At 36.5% G+C, this 19,833-nt stretch carries 22 protein-coding genes; 2 read left to right on the top strand and 20 right to left on the bottom strand.

The window, feature by feature from the left end; genetic code table 11:
• Positions 1–30: 30 nt before the first annotated feature.
• The 4 genes from dinG to panB all read right to left on the bottom strand — a co-directional run bounded on the left by dinG (position 31) and on the right by panB (position 5,049).
• Positions 31–2,835 carry an ATP-dependent DNA helicase DinG gene (gene dinG / locus ACQKNR_RS11285; RefSeq protein WP_427317823.1) on the bottom strand — a complete coding sequence of 935 codons (2,805 nt, stop codon included), beginning with the start codon at positions 2,833–2,835 and terminating at the stop codon, positions 31–33.
• Between the two features lie 133 nt (positions 2,836–2,968).
• On the bottom strand, positions 2,969–3,352 hold the full coding sequence (panD, locus tag ACQKNR_RS11280) for an aspartate 1-decarboxylase (protein WP_000490187.1): 384 nt from the start codon (positions 3,350–3,352) through the stop codon (positions 2,969–2,971).
• A gap of 12 nt (positions 3,353–3,364) precedes the next feature.
• Positions 3,365–4,213, bottom strand: a complete 849-nt coding sequence (gene panC, locus ACQKNR_RS11275) for a pantoate--beta-alanine ligase (protein WP_427317821.1) — start codon at positions 4,211–4,213, stop codon at positions 3,365–3,367.
• Positions 4,213–5,049, bottom strand: a complete 837-nt coding sequence (gene panB, locus ACQKNR_RS11270; protein WP_427317819.1) for a 3-methyl-2-oxobutanoate hydroxymethyltransferase — start codon at positions 5,047–5,049, stop codon at positions 4,213–4,215. The genes panC and panB overlap by 1 nt, the downstream gene beginning before the upstream one ends.
• A gap of 527 nt (positions 5,050–5,576) precedes the next feature.
• Here panB and ACQKNR_RS11265 point away from each other — a divergent pair.
• Positions 5,577–5,966 carry a cupredoxin domain-containing protein gene (locus ACQKNR_RS11265; RefSeq protein WP_427317817.1) on the top strand — a complete coding sequence of 130 codons (390 nt, stop codon included), beginning with the start codon at positions 5,577–5,579 and terminating at the stop codon, positions 5,964–5,966.
• Positions 5,967–6,088: 122 nt separating this feature from the next.
• Here ACQKNR_RS11265 and ACQKNR_RS11260 read toward each other — a convergent pair whose 3' ends face one another.
• The 7 genes from ACQKNR_RS11260 to ACQKNR_RS11230 are packed head-to-tail and all read right to left on the bottom strand — an operon-like array spanning position 6,089 to position 11,643.
• The gene (locus ACQKNR_RS11260) at positions 6,089–7,069 is read right to left on the bottom strand and encodes a biotin--[acetyl-CoA-carboxylase] ligase (RefSeq protein WP_427317815.1); all 981 of its coding nucleotides are present in this window, start codon (positions 7,067–7,069) and stop codon (positions 6,089–6,091) included.
• On the bottom strand, positions 7,054–8,247 hold the full coding sequence (locus ACQKNR_RS11255) for a CCA tRNA nucleotidyltransferase (protein ID WP_427317813.1): 1,194 nt from the start codon (positions 8,245–8,247) through the stop codon (positions 7,054–7,056). Before ACQKNR_RS11255 ends, ACQKNR_RS11260 begins: the two co-directional genes overlap by 16 nt.
• Complete coding sequence (gene bshA / locus ACQKNR_RS11250) at positions 8,234–9,379, bottom strand: N-acetyl-alpha-D-glucosaminyl L-malate synthase BshA (RefSeq protein WP_427317811.1); 1,146 nt, start codon at positions 9,377–9,379, stop codon at positions 8,234–8,236. The genes ACQKNR_RS11255 and bshA overlap by 14 nt, the downstream gene beginning before the upstream one ends.
• On the bottom strand, positions 9,376–10,080 hold the full coding sequence (gene bshB1 / locus ACQKNR_RS11245; RefSeq protein WP_427317810.1) for a bacillithiol biosynthesis deacetylase BshB1: 705 nt from the start codon (positions 10,078–10,080) through the stop codon (positions 9,376–9,378). The genes bshA and bshB1 overlap by 4 nt, the downstream gene beginning before the upstream one ends.
• Positions 10,081–10,091: 11 nt before the next feature.
• On the bottom strand, positions 10,092–10,487 hold the full coding sequence (gene mgsA, locus ACQKNR_RS11240; RefSeq protein WP_060630193.1) for a methylglyoxal synthase: 396 nt from the start codon (positions 10,485–10,487) through the stop codon (positions 10,092–10,094).
• 14 nt (positions 10,488–10,501) lie between these two features.
• Complete coding sequence (gene dapB / locus ACQKNR_RS11235) at positions 10,502–11,302, bottom strand: dihydrodipicolinate reductase (protein ID WP_427317808.1); 801 nt, start codon at positions 11,300–11,302, stop codon at positions 10,502–10,504.
• 2 nt (positions 11,303–11,304) lie between these two features.
• Positions 11,305–11,643 carry a nucleotide pyrophosphohydrolase gene (locus ACQKNR_RS11230; RefSeq protein ID WP_427318004.1) on the bottom strand — a complete coding sequence of 113 codons (339 nt, stop codon included), beginning with the start codon at positions 11,641–11,643 and terminating at the stop codon, positions 11,305–11,307.
• Positions 11,644–12,137: 494 nt separating this feature from the next.
• Here ACQKNR_RS11230 and ACQKNR_RS11225 point away from each other — a divergent pair, with 494 nt between their 5' ends.
• Entirely contained in the window at positions 12,138–13,019 is an 882-nt protein-coding gene (locus tag ACQKNR_RS11225; RefSeq protein ID WP_427317806.1) for a YitT family protein, read from the top strand.
• Between the two features lie 135 nt (positions 13,020–13,154).
• Here ACQKNR_RS11225 and ACQKNR_RS11220 read toward each other — a convergent pair whose 3' ends face one another.
• The 9 genes from ACQKNR_RS11220 to ACQKNR_RS11180 form a co-directional block, all read right to left on the bottom strand.
• Positions 13,155–13,805 (bottom strand): uracil-DNA glycosylase, encoded by a 651-nt coding sequence (locus ACQKNR_RS11220; RefSeq protein ID WP_427317804.1) that lies wholly within the window; start codon positions 13,803–13,805, stop codon positions 13,155–13,157.
• Between the two features lie 123 nt (positions 13,806–13,928).
• Positions 13,929–14,609, bottom strand: coding sequence for a zinc metallopeptidase (locus ACQKNR_RS11215; protein ID WP_193411353.1), 681 nt, complete (start codon positions 14,607–14,609; stop codon positions 13,929–13,931).
• Positions 14,610–14,859: 250 nt separating this feature from the next.
• Positions 14,860–15,648 (bottom strand): sporulation protein YpjB, encoded by a 789-nt coding sequence (ypjB, locus tag ACQKNR_RS11210; protein WP_427317801.1) that lies wholly within the window; start codon positions 15,646–15,648, stop codon positions 14,860–14,862.
• A 106-nt stretch (positions 15,649–15,754) separates the two neighbouring features.
• The gene (locus ACQKNR_RS11205; RefSeq protein ID WP_427317799.1) at positions 15,755–16,441 is read right to left on the bottom strand and encodes a TIGR01906 family membrane protein; all 687 of its coding nucleotides are present in this window, start codon (positions 16,439–16,441) and stop codon (positions 15,755–15,757) included.
• A 25-nt stretch (positions 16,442–16,466) separates the two neighbouring features.
• Complete coding sequence (locus ACQKNR_RS11200; RefSeq protein WP_427317797.1) at positions 16,467–17,057, bottom strand: DUF1405 domain-containing protein; 591 nt, start codon at positions 17,055–17,057, stop codon at positions 16,467–16,469.
• Between the two features lie 123 nt (positions 17,058–17,180).
• Entirely contained in the window at positions 17,181–17,948 is a 768-nt protein-coding gene (gene qcrC / locus ACQKNR_RS11195) for a menaquinol-cytochrome c reductase cytochrome b/c subunit (RefSeq protein WP_427317796.1), read from the bottom strand.
• Positions 17,949–17,992: 44 nt separating this feature from the next.
• Positions 17,993–18,667, bottom strand: a complete 675-nt coding sequence (qcrB, locus tag ACQKNR_RS11190; RefSeq protein WP_000932700.1) for a menaquinol-cytochrome c reductase cytochrome b subunit — start codon at positions 18,665–18,667, stop codon at positions 17,993–17,995.
• Positions 18,668–19,180: a menaquinol-cytochrome c reductase iron-sulfur subunit gene (gene qcrA / locus ACQKNR_RS11185; RefSeq protein ID WP_001290418.1), complete on the bottom strand. Its 513-nt coding sequence runs from the start codon at positions 19,178–19,180 to the stop codon at positions 18,668–18,670.
• Between the two features lie 137 nt (positions 19,181–19,317).
• Positions 19,318–19,797: a YpiF family protein gene (locus ACQKNR_RS11180; protein WP_427318002.1), complete on the bottom strand. Its 480-nt coding sequence runs from the start codon at positions 19,795–19,797 to the stop codon at positions 19,318–19,320.
• Between the last annotated feature and the right edge of the window lie 36 nt (positions 19,798–19,833).

The raw sequence follows: 19,833 nt of genomic DNA, 5'->3' as shown, positions 1-19,833 counted from the left end.
GGTACTTCAGGCGTATTTTTCTTCCAATTTTTATTCATTTGACGGTTCTTCTAATTGCACTAGCAACTCTTCTAACGGTCCTTCATAAAGAGGTACATTAGGAATTGATTGTAAAAATCTTTTTCCATAGGAAGAACTCGTCAATCGACGGTCTAACACTACTACCGTCCCCGTATCTGTATTTGTTCGAATTAAACGCCCAAACCCTTGTTTGAAACGTAATATTGCTTGCGGGAGCGCTAATTTAGCGAATACGTCCTCACCTTGATGTTTTAACCACTCACCTTTCGCTTCCATCATTGGCTGATGAGGAGGTGTAAACGGAAGACGGACAATGACAAGACAACTTAAGGCATCTCCTGGAATATCGATCCCTTCCCAAAAACTACTTGTTCCTAACAAAATCGACTTGTCGAACTCTTGAAATTTTCGAATTAAGCGGCTGCGACTTCTATTGTTCACACTTTGTGTTAATAATACATAGCCTTCTAATTCATCATCACTTTTCAAATTCGCATACGCTTCTTTCAACATTTCATACGAAGTGAATAAAACGAGCATTCTCCCTTTTGTAACCTTCGCTATCTTTGCAATATGTTCCGATACAGATTCAATATATTCCTCATTACTTACTTGCTTAATAAAAGGTACATCTGTAGAAACCATTAATTTCATTTGTTCATCATAACGAAATGGTGATGGAACCTTTAAAGTATTGGGAGCAAAATCATGTAAGCCGAGCTCCTCTTTTATATAGTCAAATGTATCATTAACTGTTAGTGTCGCAGATGTAAAAATAACACTCTTTTTTTCTGTTAAAAACTCATCAGCAAATCTTTCGGCAATATGAACAGGCTGCGCATATAAAACTGTTGAATGAATTGTCCCTTTCGTTTCTGTCTCCATCCAAGTTACATATGAATTTTTTTCTAATATGAGTAATTGTAACGATTCTGCCATCTTTCTTAGCAACTCAATTAAATGCGTAAATTCACCCGTAACAACATGCATCTCCCACTCTAATCTACTTTGTAATATATCTACTTGCTTCTCAAGCATAGTCACTACTCTTCTTAATTCATATACAAAACGATTTGTTAACTCAACAATACTATCCCACAACTTACCTTTCTCTACTTCCGTGTTATATCGATAAATGAGCGGCATATTGTTCGTTCCTTGTTCTTGCTTTGTTTGTTTAAATATAAAAGTGCGTAACATTTGGAATAGTTCATCCGCATCAAATTTCAATTCCTTCAAACTATGACTAATCATACGGAAAGTCGAGCGAGAGGCTTGCTCTGATTTTTTCATCATTTTATATACTTTAGACAGCACATCATCTGTTTCTAGTGTACCAAGGCGAGATAACACCAATTGAAAATACATACAGGAAAATTGTTCGCCTAATGTTCTACTCGCAGCTTCTTCGATATGATGAGCTTCATCAAATATAATATGTTCGCATGAAGAAAACAGCGGTTCCTCACTTGAAAAATCTTGAAATAATAATGCATGATTTGTAATAACGATATCTGCAAATAAAGCTTTATTTTTCGCTCGCTGGTAAAAACAACGACTAAACCAATTACTTTGCATACCGCCTGGACTATACGCATCACTACAAATACGATTCCAAAGTAATTTTCCGCCCTCTGGAATATTTAACTCATCACGATCACCCGTTTCAGTTTGCAATAGCCAAACTAAAATCTTTGCCTTCGTAAGTGCCATATCATAATTTTTCTCTTCCTCTTGCAAAGCATACTCAAATTTATGTAAACAAAGATAATGCTTTCTCCCTTTTAGAAGAGCTGCCTCAAATGAAAATGGCATTATTTTTTGCAATAACGGGATTTCTTTTTCCAATATTTGTTGTTGAAGTTGTACCGTTTGTGTACTAATAACGACAGGTTCTTCTTTTTTCTTAGCGAAATAAAGACTAGGAAGTAAATAAGCAAGAGTCTTTCCCGTCCCTGTACCTGCTTCAATAAGAGAAAAACGAGAATCTCTTAACGCCGTGTATATCTCTTTCATCATCATTTGTTGACTTTCTCTTCTTTCAAACTTTGGCATATGTAATTCCAGCTTATCCATCGTTTTATTCAAGAAAGCATCGAATTTTAATGAACATGTTTCTCCAAGGCTTAAGGAATAGTTCCGCTTTTTCAGTGCAATATTTCGATACACTTCATACTCCGCTTTCACTTCTTTACCATGCATTACTTTCTTTAAAATATTTTCAGAAAGTACATCAGCTATATCACTTTGGAAAACATCACTTAATTCATAAAGCGATTGCAATGTAACTAGTGGTAATTTTTCAATTTCATTTAAAAATTGTAAAAACAACTCTGCTGTTGCAAGGGCATCGCTGTCCGCACGATGTGGTTGATCGTGCTCCAGTTCATGTTTCTTAGCTAAATCACGTAATTTATAACTATCAGCTGTCGGCAAAAGAATTTGTGCCAATTCAACCGTATCAATTTTAGGGCAATGTATTTCTGTATATCCAGCCTGCCTTAATTCTTCATTTAAAAAATTCCAATCAAAGTGAACATTATGTGCAACGAAAGCTGCACCTTGTATTAGCTCAACAATCATCGGGGCTACATCTTGAAATAATGGGGCTTGTTTTACAAGACTTTCATCAATCCCTGTTAATTCTGTAATAAATGGTGGGATCTCTCTCTTCGGGTTAACAAAAGACGAAAAAATCTCCAATATCTCTCCATCTTCTACTACAACAGCTGCAATTTGGGTAATTTTATCTTTCCCATCTTTCCAGGAGTTCCCTGTCGTCTCTAAATCAACAACGACATAACGCTTGCTCATATATGTAACACCTCAATTTCTTACCTTTCAAACAACAAAAATTCATATAATGTTACTATACCACGTTTTATCTCATCTTAATGAAAAGATGCACAAAAAAGCTATCTCCTGACATAGAGATAGCTTTCCTATTTTATAATATTGTGCCGGCCTTTTCAGCGCCTAACATTTCAATAATTTGATTCTGGTCGTCTAATACTGCAATTTTGGGTTCTTGTTTATGAACCTCTTCTTCTGTAACTAGGCCATAACAAATAATAATTACTTTATCTCCCGGTTGTACAAGCCTTGCCGCAGCACCGTTTAAGCAGACAACACCGCTACCACGTTCTCCTTTAATAACGTATGTCTCTAAACGAGCGCCATTATTATTATTTACAATTTGAACTTTTTCGTTTTCTACAATATTTACTGCATCCATTAAATCTTCATCAATTGTAATACTACCTACATAATTTAAATTCGCTTCCGTTACAGTTGCGCGATGTAACTTTGCTCTCATCATTGTGCGAAACATAGATGCTCCCCCTTATTTAACCGTTAATGTTATATTGTCAATTAATCTTACATTTTCAAACTTAACTGCAATAGCTAAAATGATTCGTCCTTCAATTTTTTCTACTACCGTTAATGAAGGATATGCATATACATCTGCATAATCTACAGTGCCTTTCGTATACTGTGCAATATGTTCCTTCACAAGTTCCGTAATGATTTCTGGATTACGTTCACCTGCTTCTATTTGTGTTTTCGCTATACATAAACTTTTATATAAATGAAGTGCTTCTTCACGATCTTCCTTTGATAAATATACATTGCGGGAACTTTTCGCTAATCCGTCCTCTTCCCTCACAATGTCAACTGGTACAATTGTAACTGGAATATTAAAATCAGCAACAAATCCTTCAATTACAGCAACTTGTTGTGCATCTTTCATACCGAAATAAGCACGTTTTGGCAATACAATATTAAATAGTTTCATAAGAACTGTCGCAACTCCTGCGAAATGACCAGATCTTTGTTTGCCGCATAATACGTCAGTACGTTTCACGACTTCTACTGTTGTCGTTTGTTCTGCTGGATACATCTCTTCTACACTCGGATAAAATAAATAATCAACACCGTTTTCTTTCGCGACACTTTCATCTCTCTCAATATCACGAGGGTATCGATCTAAATCTTCATTCGGTCCAAACTGTAGTGGATTTACAAATACACTTAAAACTACAATTTCATTTTCTTCTCTGGCCTTTCGTAGTAACGTAGCATGCCCCTCATGTAAATAACCCATCGTTGGAACAAAACCAATACTTTTTCCACTTGCACGAAGTTCGCTCGTAATCTGCTGCATCTCTTGCACTGTAGTTATGATGTTCATTATTGTTTTCCTCCATATAACGCTAAGCATTCTTCCTCTTTCATCGTGAACGAATGTTTCTCTTCAGGAAATTGTCCTGTCTTTACTTCAGCAACATATTGAGAAATCCCACGTACAATTTCTTCTTGAACAGACGTATACTGTTTTACAAACTTCGGAACACGATTTACGCCATATGAGATGAGATCATGATATACAAGAACTTGCCCATCTACTTTTTGCCCAGCACCAATGCCGATTGTCGGAATTGTTAATTGTTTTGAAATTAATTCTGCTAGCTGCATTGGTACACACTCTAATACAAGTGCTATCGCGCCAGCTTCCTCACATTTCTTTGCATCTTCTATTAATTTTTTTGCACTTTCAGCATCTTTTCCTTGTACTTTATATCCACCCAACACTCCTACAGATTGAGGGGTTAAACCTAAATGCGCAACGACAGGAATTCCTGCGTTCGTTAAATAGTGGATAGTTGATATAACTTCTCCAGCACCTTCTACCTTAAGTGCATGTGCCCCACTCTCTTGAACGATGCGGCGTGCATTCACCATCGTTTCTTGTAATGATACGTGATAAGACATAAACGGCATATCAGTTACAATAAATGTCTCTTTCGCTCCGCGGCGTACAGCTTTCGTATGATGAATCATATCCTCTACTGTTACAGGTACTGTTGAATCGTATCCGAGTACAACCATCCCAAGAGAATCTCCAACTAAAATCATATCAACTTCCGCTTCTTCTGCTAATTTAGCAGAAGGATAATCATACGCCGTTAGCATAGTAATCGGCTCACCTTGCTCTTTCATCTTCAAAAAATCTGTTTTTGTTTTCAAAAACTACTCCTCCTTTATGCAGGAGAGAGGAGATGGCCGAAATCATATAAAAAACCCCTCTGGCCATAAAAGGGCAGAAGGGTTGTGTGTTAGTCGGCATTATTCATCCCTCTGTCCCAGTCCGTTATTGGATCAAGGCAGAATCCAAGTTATTATTTTTCATACTGCTTCGAATCATGGTGCAGTTCACTCTGATACTGCCCACATTCGAACTAATTATAGCAAACTACAAAAAGAAATGACTACATTTTTTTGAAAAAATAATTTTTATTTCTATTACGGTATGTGAAATTTAACTTGAGAGTGTATATGCTATAAAGTTTTTATAGAGAATTCAATCATGGAAAGATAAGTCGCTTTGTTTTCAATGCATGCCTTAAAAAATCCAAGATAATTTCTTTTGTAATGAGTTTAAATGTAGAAAATCGATTTAAACATAATGATATTTTATTTGACTGTAAAGTATAAACCTTAAACTAATGATGCAGGTTAATTGAAGAAAAGCACTTAGAAAAGGAGAATCGCGAATGTCTATGAACAAGTGGTTATTTCGATTAATCGGTTTGCTTGTGATGAGTGTGGGTGTGATAACTTTAGGCTCCTTCAATGTATTTGCCGAATCCAGCGTCGTAACACAACCTATTGAGTCAACGAAAGTGATTGAGGTCGAGCTGAACGATGATTACTTTAATCCGAATGTCATCACTATTCCAGTTGAAGAAACAACAACATTGCTATTGAAAAATAAGGGTAAGAATGAGCACACCTTTACAGTGAAAAAACTCGGAATTGACGTCGTAGTTGAGTCTGGAAAAGAAAAAAACATTACCGTAAAACCTAAAAATACTGGTACATATGAATTAATATGTCGATACCATCTCCTTAAAGGAATGGAGGGAAAAGTAATAATCAAATAATGAGTAGGGCTAATCGAGCGTTACTTTAAATACAACTTAGGTTATAAAAACTTTACTGTCATATTACAAAATCTACTCAAAAATATTGAAATAAAAAAGAAGTTCCAAAAGAGGAACTTCTTTTACTTAATTTCGATATCCGCAGAATGAATGTGATGTACTTTCCCTTCATGATCCTCAAGAAGCAACACACCATCCTCTGTAATCCCTTTCGCTAACCCCGTAATCGTCTGTCTCATCATTCTAGCTGTAATTTCTTTCCCGATGCTTACAGCGTAACTTTCCCAAAGAATTTTAGTCACAGAGAAACCATTTTGTAAATACTCTTCATATAGTTTTTCTAGTTGTAAAAAGATTTGTTGCATAAGTTCCGCACGAACAATCGGCTTACCTGATTCAATCGCTAACGAAGTAGCAATGTGCTGAATTTCCTCATCAAAATGTTCTTGCTTTTGATTCGCATTAATACCAATACCCATAATGACAGCATTGATTTTATCAGGATCAGCTTGCATTTCTGTTAATATACCTACAGCCTTTTTACCTTGAATTAAAATATCATTCGGCCATTTTATCCCTACATTTACACCTGTACATTTTTCAATTGCTTGTGCAACGCTAACAGCCGCTAGCAAAGTAAGTTGTGGTGCATGATGAACCGGGATTGATGGACGTAAAATAATACTCATCCAAATTCCTGTTCCTTTTGGTGAGTGCCATTTCCTGCTTAAACGACCTCTCCCCGCTGTTTGTTCTTCCGCTACAACAATTGTTCCTTCTTCTGCACCTTCATAAGCAAGTTTTGCCGCAATATGCTGCGTAGATTCAACAGATTCTTCAAAATACACAGTTCTACCAATTCGCTTCGTTTGTAGCCCTAACTGAATTTCATTCGCAGTCACTTTGTCTGGCTTACTTGCAATTCGATAGCCCAATCGACGCACAGCTTCAAGTTCATAACCTTCACTTCGAAGGTCCTCCATATGTTTCCATACAGCTGTTCTTGAGCATCCGAGTTTATCACTAATCGTTTGGCCAGATACAAACTCTCCATCCGCTTCAGAAAAAACTTGCAATAACTGCTTTCTTATAGTAGATTGCATCTTTGCAGCCACTCCCTTATACTTTCTTTCTCATTAACTATATTTCCTTGTACGATTGCTTCTTCGATTTTTTGAAGCATTTCAGCAACCCACGGACCAGGTTTTTGGTTTGCCCAGTTTAGTAGATCATTCCCAGTCACATTCATTTCTTGACGACTCTTTATAGGTAATGACTCAAATAAATCTTCTACTTTTTTAACGGAGGTACAATTATAACTTTCTATAATCGCTTCGTATACTCTCTCCGCCATTACCGCGATACGAATTCCCGTTTTGTATAGAAGGAACTCGTTCCAATCCGCTTTCTTTCTAGAGCGAATGACTAACAAAATCGCTACAATATCTTTAATTTTTTTATTCGAAAACTTCCATTGACGTAAAAAAACGGATGGATGTTCTTCTCCAATGCAATATAAGAAAAATGCCCACGCCTCAACGTCTGTTTCGAAAGAATCCCATTTATACTGCGAGGCTTTTAAAAGCTTCTCTTCTGACATTTGTAAATATGGTAAATGTGTAAACAACTTCGTTTTTACTAGTTCTTGAAGTCCCTTCGCACAATATGCACCCGTCAATAATTTTTCAAACTCTACTGTAATTCGCTCAATCGCTATATGCTCTAGTAAATGACCGTATGTTTCAATCGCTTCCTCCGTCTTTGTTTCCAAAGAGAATCCTAGCGTACTAACAAAACGAATACCTCGCATCATTCTTAATGCATCTTCTTGAAAACGATCCGCTGCATTTCCTACTGTCGCAATTTCTCTCTTACGAATTGCTTCCTGTCCAGCAAATAAATCAATCATTTCGCCGTCTTCTGTCATAGCAATTGCATTCATTGTAAAATCACGTCTTTGTAAATCCTCTTCTAACGAACGGACAAATTGAACGCTACTAGGTCTGCGAAAATCTTCATATTCGCTCTCTGTTCGAAAAGTGGTTACCTCATAAGGTTCACCATCTTCTACAACAACTACTGTTCCATGTTCAAGACCAACCGGGACATGTCTTGGGAATATAGCCATTACTTCTTCTGGTAAAGCAGATGTCGCAATATCAATATCTCCAATCGGCCTATCGATAATAAGATCTCGTACGCTCCCACCAACAAAGTAAGCCTCATGTCCTTTTTGCTTTAATGTCTCAATAATAGAACTAGCTTTTTTAAATCTTTCCATTTTTGTCATCCCTTAGTACGTCATAATAAATCGTTTCATATTGTGAGACGATTTTTTCTGAGCGGAATTGCTCGTAAACACTTTCTCTCGCTCGTTCTCCTATATTACGGTGAAGTTCCTCATCCTTTAATAGCTGAATGGCTTGATTTGCCACTCCTGTTGTATCGCCAACTTCACATAAATATCCTGTTTCACCATGTTGAATGACCTCTGGAATACCTCCAACCCTTGTTCCGATACAAGGTACACCACACGCCATCGCTTCTAATAAAACAAGACCAAAACTTTCCTTCTCTGATAGAAGCAACATTAAATCACTCATCGCAAGTAACTCTGCAACATTATCTTGCTTCCCTAGGAATAAGACGCGATCTTCAATATGTAAATTTTTCACTAACTGTAAAATCGTACAAAATTCTGGTCCATCCCCAACAAGAAGCAACTTCGCATCTACCTCTTTAACAATTTTAGCAAATGCTTGAACAACATCCTGCACACGTTTCACTTTACGGAAATTTGAAATATGAATAAGTACCTTTTCACTCTCACTTATACCGTATTCTTTCTTTAATTGAGACATATCACGTTTGAAATATACACGTTCGTCTATAAAGTTATATACCGTTTGAATTTCTTTATTTGGTTTTATAAGCTCATGCGTTTCGTTAATTAATGAATGCGAGACAGCAGTAACAACATCAGACTGCTCAATACCAAAACGAATTAAATTATTTAACGAAGGGTCGGAACCTAACACAGTAATATCTGTTCCATGCAAGGTTGTAACAATTTTAATACGCTCTCCAATCATTTGTTTTGCTAAATAAGCACAAATTGCATGTGGTATTGCGTAATGCACGTGTAAAATATCTAGGTTTTCTCTTTGTGCAACCTCTGCCATTTTACTCGCTAACGCTAAATCGTATGGTGGATATTGAAATACAGAGTATTGATTTACCGTCACTTCATGAAAATAAATGTTTGGATACACTTTATTTAACCGAAATGGTAAACCCGATGTAATAAAATGAATTTCATGCCCGCGTTCCGCCAATTGCTTTCCTAATTCCGTTCCAACAACTCCAGAACCACCTACAGAAGGATAACATGTAATACCTATTTTTAATTTCATTTACATCCCCCTATTAAATCAGCATGTAATAAAACCGGTTTCTTACTCATAAATCCTTCGGCATACAAGACTCCAACTTCTTTTCCAAACATCTTCTCACGAGCGACCACAGTTTCAACGTATCCTTCTGTTAACGGCGTCTTAACACCATCACTCCCTATTGAAAACTGGCTTTCATACGCTTCTAGCGCTTCCACTTTTTTAGAAAGGTACTCACTAATATCTATACAAAAATTCGGTTTATGAAAACCATTAATCATATAATTATAAAATGACTCTACACGATGCGGTGGAAGTTCTGGCATATATTTACGGATTCCTGCTGAAAAAATAGCTTCTTCCACAAGTCTTGCACAATTTGCATGATCTGGATGACGATCTTCATAATATGGTGCAAAAACTAGTTTTGGTTTATATGTACGGATCACCTTTACAATTTCACGTATAAACTCTTCTTTCATATACAAACCACGGTCTGGCATCGCTAAATTCAGTCTCGTTTTTACTCCCATTATACGAGCTGCGGCCTTTGCTTCTTCTTTTCTCAACTCTATCGTTCCATTTGAAGAAAGATCAGCTTCTGTTAAATCACAAATACCTACTTCATACCCTTGCTTCGTATATTTAGCAATGGTACCAGCCATGCCAATTTCAACATCATCGGCATGAGCACCAAACGCTAATATATGTAATCCACTCATAATTGTTCCCCTCATTTTCTTAACTTGCGGTAATCTAAATCTCCTCGCTCTAATGCGTGCATTAACATTTCAGCACTTGCCATATTCGTTGCAAGTGGAATCGCATATACATCACATAAACGAAGCAACGCATTCACATCTGGTTCATGCGGCTGTGCTGTTAATGGATCGCGGAAGAAAATCACCATATCTAAATCATTTTTTGCAATCATTGCACCAATTTCTTGATCGCCACCAAGAGGACCAGATTGATATCTTGTTACAACTAAACCAGTCGCTTCCATAATACGAAGTCCTGTCGTCCCTGTTGCAAATAATTCATGCCGTTCAAAAATTGGTTTATATGCGTATGCAAACGAAACCATATCATTTTTCTTTTTGTCATGTGCGATTAAGGCAATTTTCATCCGTTGTCTCCCCTTTACTCGATAATATTTTCTAAACCGTACACAAGATGATCCAGGTTCATTACTGTCTCAATCGATAGTTTTACACCTGACATAAAGGATGCACGATTGAATGAATCATGACGAACTGTTAGCATTTGTCCATCTCCACCAAACATTACTTCTTGGTGTGCAATAAGTCCTGGTAAACGTACGCTATGAATGTGAATACCGTCTACATTCGCACCACGAGCACCTTCTAGTTGCTCTACTTCATTTGGATGGCCTTGCTCTTTTGATTCACGGTTTTGACGAATTAATTCTACTGTTTTTACAGCTGTACCAGATGGTGCATCTAATTTTTGATCATGATGTAATTCAATTACTTCAACATCTTGGAAGTACTTCGCTGCCATTTGTGAGAATTTCATCATAAGAACTGCACCAATTGCAAAGTTTGGAGCGATAATGGTTCCTACTTCTTTTTCTTTTGCAGTCTCTGTTAAACGTTTCAATTCTTCTTCTGTAAATCCAGTTGTACCAATAACAGAACGAAGTCCACGTTCAACTGCAAGTGTAACGTGTTGTTTCCCAACTTCTGGCGTTGTTAAATCTAACAACACATCTGCTTCGACTTCATCTAAACAAGTATGTAAATCCGCGTAAATCGGCGCATGTAACGCTGGCATTCCAGGTAAATCAGAAATTTTTTCTCCACCATGCTTATAATCCACTGCTGCTACTAAATTAAAATGTTCCGTTCTTTCCATAAGAAGGACTGCTTCATGTCCCATACGTCCTCTTGGTCCAGCGATAATTACTTTAATTTCTTTCATTATTATTTCTCTCCCTCATCGATACGTGTCCAGCGATCTTTATCACGTGTATTAAATTTATTCATTACAATGTTATGTGCTGTTTCTAAATCAATATTTAAACTATTTGCCATACAAATCATAACAAATAATACATCTCCAAGCTCTTCTTCAATACTTCTTTCTTTTTCAGTTGTTTTCTTCGGTTTCTCACCATAATAATGATTTACCTCTCTTGCAAGCTCTCCCATCTCTTCTGTCAAACGAGCCATCATTGCAAGCGGACTGAAATAACCTTCTTTAAACTGACTAATATATGCATCTACTTCTTTCTGCATATCTTTCATCGTTTTTGCTTCCATACAATTCACCTCTAATCCTTCCTCTTTCATGTTAGCCAATTCATCGCGATTTGACAAATATTATTCCCCGCTAATCACCTATTTGCGACCCTTTTTTGGATAGACTATAATAAAGTGAAACTTTCTTTTGCGGTTTTTTGCAAAAGATTAGTTGAACCAATCGGGGTCTTACGGCTGGTTCGCCTTGCTTCTTCGCTTTATCCCCTACCAGCCGTTAGAACGGGGTAAAGTGAAACTTTCTTTTGCGTTTTTTTGCAAAAGATTAGTTGAACCAATCGGGGTCTTACGGCTGGTTCGCCTTGCTTCTTTGCTTTATCCCCTACCAGCCGTTAGAACGGGGTAAAGTGAAACTTTCTTTTGCGGTTTTTTGCAAAAGATTAGCCCGAACCAATCGAGTTCTTACAATTTTTACTAACAACTAGAAATTACTTATCATTATGTTTTACCGTTTCAGCGGAGCAATGCAATCATTACATAATTAGGAGGATTTCTATATGACATCAAATTTGAAGATTCGAAATATCATTTTTATTTTAATCGGTTCCGCTATTTTTTCTTTTGGCATTGTGAATATCAATATTGAAAATCATCTTGCAGAGGGTGGATTTACTGGTATTACGCTATTATTATATTTCCTATTTTCGTTTGACCCTTCCTATACAAACTTACTTTTAAATATCCCTATATTTTTCATCGGCTGGAAGTTACTCGGACGAACTACATTTTTATATACATTAATCGGTACATTTAGCGTCTCTTTATTCCTATGGGTGTTTCAGCGCTATGACGCACTCAACTTACATTTAAATTTACAAAATGATATGACACTCGCTGCTTTATTCGCTGGGGCATTTATCGGTATCGGGCTCGGAATTATATTCAAATATGGTGGTACTACTGGCGGTGTTGATATTATCGCAAGGTTAGCTCACAAATATGTTGGCTGGAGTATGGGGAAAACGATGTTTATGTTTGATGCCGTCGTCATTATCGTTTCTATTCTTACATATTTATCATATCGTGAAGGCATGTATACGTTAGTTGCTGTTTTTATCGGGGCGAAAGTCATTGATTTTATGCAAGAAGGAGCCTATGCTGCTAAAGGAGCAACTATTATTTCGGATAAAAACGAAGAAATCGCTGCCAAAATTTTATCCGACATGGAGCGCGGAGCAACCTTCTTAAAAGCCGTTGGATCCTATACAAAAGTGGAACGTAATGTATTGTATTGCGTTGTTGCTAAAAATGAAATCGTGAAATTAAAGAACATCATTACTTCTGTAGACCCACATGCCTTTGTCGCTGTAAGTGATGTACACGATGTAGTCGGTGAAGGATTTACGCTAGATGAAAATAAAAATCCGTTACATAATTAAAAGGCTATAGTAAATGAACTTATATCGAACATGACTCTAAATATATCGACATTTCGACAAGGAATATCCATTTAACAACAAAATACTTCAAATAGCAGTAACTTATTAACGAGAAGAGGCCGTCCAAAAATAATTTTAAGACGGTCCCTTTTCATTTAAAAATTGCTTCACCTTTGCAAAATCCTCACGAATGAATTCCAACAAACCACGATTATAAAAAATCGAAGCAGGATGAAAGGTCGGAAAAATATAATATTCTTTTTCTGTCCATATAAACTCTGTACTTTGCATATCCTTTAATTTTTGAATTGGCTGTTTTAATAATTGTCCGTGTACACCCGTAATCTTTTTATTTTTTCCAGTTAAACGTTGGAGCCCAATATTACCAAGCGTGACAATAAGCTTAGGATCTATATGTTCCAGCTCATAATCTAACAAAGGTGCATGGGCAAGTATTTCTCCTTGATTTGGCGTTCTATTATACTTTTTCTGTATGATCTCGCCACTTCGTTCTCTTTTCTCTCTCCATTTATAAGGCCTGCTCCGGACTGTACTCGTAATATATACTTCTTCCCTTGTAACGTGAATACGTTCTAAAAACTCCATTAAATATTTTCCCGCTCTCCCGCTAAACGGAATCCCATTATGAATTTCTGTTTCACCAGGCGCTTCTCCAACGAGCATAAATGTTGGATTTTCAGGACCTTGTCCACTTAAAAAACCTTCTAGTTGATAAGGAGCGCTACGCTCTTTCACTTGTTTTATTAAATGGTTTGGATATTCCATTATCTCCACCTGCCTTCATCATACGCTACTTATATGTATTATGACTTTCTTACAACGTTTCTTTCATTTTATCCTGTCCATTTATTACAGATAATAAAAAAAGACTATCAAAATTGATAGTCTTTAGTCGTCGCTACGCTGCATACCAGTATATATTAATACGAGACGTAATAATTCAAATACCGCTACTGCTGCAGCTGCTACATATGTTAATGCTGCCGCATTTAATACTTTACGAGCTTGGCCATATTCATCTGTTGATACGATACCTAACGCTTCAATTTGTTGCATCGCACGCTTTGATGCATCAAACTCAACTGGTAATGTAACAAGTTGGAAAACAACACCTGCTGCCATTAAAATAATTCCTAATAACATTAAACCAGACATTTGTGCAAATATACCGATTAGGACGAAAATCCAAGACATATTCGAGCCAAAGTTTGCAACTGGCACTAATGAATGACGGATACGCATAAAGTTATAATCTTTTGCATCTTGAATTGCGTGTCCTACTTCGTGTGCCGCTACTGCTGTTCCAGCAACTGAATGACCGTAATAATTATCTGTTGATAATCGCACCGTCTTAGCAGTTGGATCATAATGGTCTGATAAATGACCTGGTGTTTCTTCTACAGCTACGTTGTATAATCCATTTTCATCTAAAATTTTCCGAGCCACTTCTGCTCCTGTCATACCTGATGTTGAATAAACTTGTGAATACTTGCTATAGGCACTACGTACTTTTGACTGTGCATACAACGGTATGATCATTATGATCGCGAAGTAAATTAAATAAAACATCATGAACCTCCATTGAAGTTTTAATTATAGTACTTCTCATTCTATTTTCTTCTGCCATCATTGTCAATGAATAAACCTTACAATCCGCATCTTTATTTATCCCGCATTAACGGGCAGTAAAACTCCCAACTCAAAATGCGGCTGGAGCAAAGAAGTTAGGTGGGAGATCAACTGCCCGTAAACGCCCGATTGGTTCAACTAATAATCAGTGGGGGATGCCCCCCACTGATTAAAGTTTCACTTTATTGCATTATCTATTTTTAGAATGTACATTACTTTTTCTTTTCTCTCGCTCTCCTTTATACTTTCTCCATCCAACATAAGTTAATGTGAATAAAATAAGTCCTCCAGTAATTGTCATAAACCAAATGAGAGAGGGAGCAATTTCATCCTTTTTTACTGTGTGAAATATCTTTTGCAAATCTCCTTTAATGATTCCTAATTGCATTTGGCCACCTTTCGTTTTTAACATAACGCTACGAAATTCATCCAAATAAGATAAGTGAGCATTTACACGTTGCACTTCATTTTCTGGCAGAGCAATCATTAAGCTTGGATAAATAATATTAAATTCATTTAAAAATGTATTTAATGTTTGTTGAAACTGTCCAGCATCTTCTTTTTCCATCGCTTTTTCCATTTGAGAAAAGGCGCCCATTACTTTTCTTTCTCTTTCCATCCAAAGTGGTTGATATTTCGATACTTGCGCATCAACAGCGAGTTGTAATGCTAGCACATTATCAATTTTAACTTGCTTGCCTAAATCTTCTTCTGAGAGAGATTGTTTTGCCTTGTCGTAAGCTAAAGAAATGACTCTAAATTGATCTGGCGTTACTTCGTCTTTCTTTTCATTCCCCTTTATTACAAACTGCTCAGAGAAACGTTGTAATACTTGTACTGCTTTTTCATCTTCATTACGCTTCACTAGCTGTAACGAGTCATCTAACAACCCTGTTAGTTCACTCCACTCTTCAGCATATATACGTAATGGAAACATTATAATTAGAAATGCTATCAATCCAATTAATGTTCTCTTCATCCCGGTCCCCCCTATAACTACTAGTACAAAATATGTTAATTTGGACAAGAATAGAACAGAACTGGACCGAAAAATATATTATCATTTTCAAAGAAAAAAATTCTCTTTAAGCAGAGAATTTTTCTTTTGAAACCCTTTTCTTTTTTACGAAATATCTATACAAACTGTAACAAAGTATACTACCACTTAAAATGAATAATAAAATAACACATGCAGCATGCATAAAGAATTCTTCTGGTAGCATTAATATAATCGGATCCGTTTCAATATCAAACATCCAATAATCATTACTAAATAAAAGCTTATGGAATAATACAAAACTTTTTTCAAAATTAATAGCAATTGGTAACATCAGTGCTATCGGAAATATGATTGTTAAAATCGATCCGTGCAGTAAAAACTTTTCATTTTTCTTTTTTAATAAATATAAGCCGCCTATTACTGTAATGGTAATTGTCGCATACATCACATATTGAATCTTCACTAAAATATTTTTAACATCTACAAAATGAATACGGCCATTTGTAGACATATCTAATGTTGGTAACTGTAATGCTCCGTCATAAAACGGAGATAAATATGTAATCAGCACATCATAATTCCGCTTAATTTCATCCTTCGTCATATCTGCTAAATCTGGAATGTTTAAAAAATCAATTTCAAAATAATATAGCCATTTTCCGTATACAACTGCCATTATTGCGAGTGCAAAAATAGAAAATGCTATGCTATATGAAACAACTAAAGTAATCAATCGATCCAATATTTTTGTGCCACTCTTATTTTTCTTCATTTTCTCCCCCTAAATGTTCTCACCATCATAAAGAAAACTGTTTTCGGTGCTCACGTAAGCAATAATAATATGTGATACACAGTACAGCAATACTTAACCAAAACGTAAAATAACCAATTTTCTCTACAAACAAATGCAGAATTCCGTATCTCGGCATTTGCCAAAACAAATAATCAATTACATCATTATGTAATGTCCATATACCCGCTACCGCAAAATGCCATTTTTTTATACGGTAAAACGGAGCATATAGCACGCCCTGCACCGCCATCGCAAGATGCGAAAGCATTAGCATGTAGCCCATAAGACCAATAGGGCCTTTTACATAAATCATAATTGCGTTTACAACAACAGCCCATATACCATATTTTACTAAAGTAACTATCGCTAGCGCCTCTATCAATCCCCAGTTTCTCTTTATCAAGAAAGCGATTAAAACAAAGACAAAAAAGAGACTTGCCATAGGGCTATCTGGTACAAACGGCCAAAATATAGGTGACGTTTCTTTTAATTGATTTCCATACCATATAAAACCGTAAATTGTACCTAATATGTTAACAACCAATAAAAATATTAATACGGAGCGTTGTCTTAACATTGCATACAAGTAAGCCAATCTGTATTTCCAACACCTTTCAAACAAAATCATTCTTTCATCAAACTCTACTCTTATTATATAGTAAACTTGCTATCATCAAAATAAAAAGCTGACTACAATTTTTTTGTAGTCAGCTCTCTATTACTTCTTATTATACTTCGCAATAAATTCTGAAAGTTTTTTCACTTCTTCATCCGTACCTTTAAATACACCTTTAGGCATTGCACCTTTTCCCTCTTTCGCAATTTTAGCGATTTCTTCTGGTTTTAAAGTTAAGTTTTGTAGCGCTGGTGCTGCCGCGCCACCTTGTAAATTGTCACCATGACATGTTAAACAAGTATTTTTTTGCATTAATTTATAGCCGTCATCATTTTTATCAACTGGTGCTGTTTTTACAATTGCTCCTTGTTTTTTTGCAGCTTCCCAGTCGTGGTGTGCTACAGATTCCCAAGTTAAAAAGATAATCGATGCAATTGCTAAAAGCATAAATCCAGTTGCTACAGGACGCTTTAATGGGCGTCTTTCTGGGCCTCGGTCAAGAAATGGAGCTAACATTAATGCTCCAAACGCAATCCCTGGCATAATAAATGCTCCAATTACAGTAAATGAACCTGAAGCATAAGAATACTTTAATAACTGATACAAGAATAAGAAATACCAATCTGGAAGTGGTATATATCCTGCATCTGTCGGATCCGCCATTCTCTCAAGCGGTGACGGATGCGCCACTGTTAAACATAAATAACCGATTAAAAAAACTGCACCAACCATCCATTCTTTTAACAAGAAGTTCGGCCAAAATGCTTCTGTTTTTCCTGGGTATTCAGAATAGTCTTTTGGAATATTTGGTTTCCGAGCTACTGGTACCCGAGAATCTCCTACAAACTTCATCCCTTTGCCGCGATGCATAATCTCCCTCCTTTAGTTCTTTTCCCCTTTAATTTAGCAATCTCTTATAGTGGACCGGAAATACCTTGTTTGCGAATCATGATGAAGTGGAAGGCCATTAAACCTAGAAGTGCTGCTGGTAAGAAGAAGACGTGAATAGCAAAGAAGCGAGTTAATGTTTGAGCGCCAACAATTTCGGAATGACCAGCGAGTAATGTTTTAATATAAGGACCAATGAGCGGCGTTTGCTCTGCAATTTGAATCCCTACTTTCGTAGCAAATAACGCTTTCATATCCCACGGTAATAAATATCCGGTAAAACCAAGACCTAACATAACAAAGAAAATAAGAACACCAACAATCCAGTTTAGTTCACGAGGTTTTTTATACGCACCTTGGAAGAAAACTCTGAGTGTATGTAAAAACATCATTACAATTACGAGACTAGCACCCCAGTGGTGCATACCACGGACAATTTGTCCGTAAGCAACTTCATTTTGTAAATAATAAACCGATTCCCAAGCATTTTTAATATCTGGCACATAATACATCGTCAAAAACATTCCAGACAAAATTTGAATTACAGTAACGAAAAAAGTAAGTCCTCCAAAGCAATAGACGAATGCAGAAAAGTGATGTGCTGGGTTTACATGCTCAGGTACTTCATGATCAGCGATATCGCGCCAGATCGGTGTAATATCTAATCGCTCGTCTACCCAATCATAAATTTTATTTAGCATCTACTTTGCACCCCCTCTTGGCTTCGCTTTTCCTAAATACAGCGTCCCATCTTTTACTTTAGACTCGTACACATCAAGCGGAGCAAGGGGCGGCGTACCTTTAATATTAATCCCATCTTTTGTGTAACGTCCCCCGTGACATGGGCAAAAGAATTGATTCGGATGTGCTTTGTCCGAATTCCAGTTAACTGTACACCCTAAATGTTTACATACTGGAGAGAACGCAACAATGTCTCCGCTTTCATCTTTATGAACCCAAGCTGATTTTGGTTCTTCGGACTTGTACCAACCGTCAACCTGCTTCACCTTAAAGTCAAAACGCTTCGGCTCTGTTGTAATATCTTTTACTTGTGCAACAGCCACCATATCCGTTCCCGCTTCTTTTCTTAACACCGGATCAAGCGCAAATCGCGTCATCGGCATTAAAATACCCGCAGCCATAAAGCCTCCTACCCCTGTAAGTGTGTAATTTAAAAACTGTCTTCTTGACACACGATGTTCTTTCTCGCTCACGAAAATTTCCCCCCTCTATCAGAAATTGTCCCCTCGTGATAAATTATATAAAAAATAAATACTAGGACACTATCATGATATAATACGCTCATGCACAGGTCAATATCATACTACTCATAATAATAAGAACTTTCTGTTTATTGCGAGTTTCCCCATTTCTCTTCTAACATAACCATTATATTTTTTATATGTGCATGAATGACTTCTCTTTTCGCTTGATCACTAAATTGCTCTAACGCTAATGAAGGAAACCAAAATAAATCTCCTTGTAACTCTTGCATATCTTCTTTCCATGAAAAATCACTTGTAACATAGGTAATATGCTTAAAACCTTGGATTTGTAAATGATCTGCCCATTCTTGCAAACGACCTTTTTCCTTCTTTTGGCTTTCTACTAAATACGTAAACGCAGGCAGTAAAAGCACTCTCCCTTTATACTCTCTTTCCAATTCCATACTCAACAATTCGATAAATTCACCTTGTTCTACAACCATTTTCATTTCTTTCGCTGCCGAAATTGATAAAAGCGGTATAACTCCTGTATCTACATACTCTCTTGCTTGCTCAAATTGTTCTACATCTTTTACAATCCATTTCACATTTCTTCCCTCCCTTATCAGAAATGACAGAACTTTCACTTTATATATATTAAA

Origin of the sequence: Bacillus sp. NPDC094077 (assembly GCF_050279465.1) — a bacterium.
GTDB lineage: Bacteria > Bacillota > Bacilli > Bacillales > Bacillaceae_G > Bacillus_A.
Note: the sequence above shows the minus strand (reverse complement) of the source record. Positions and strands in the feature narration are given on the sequence as shown.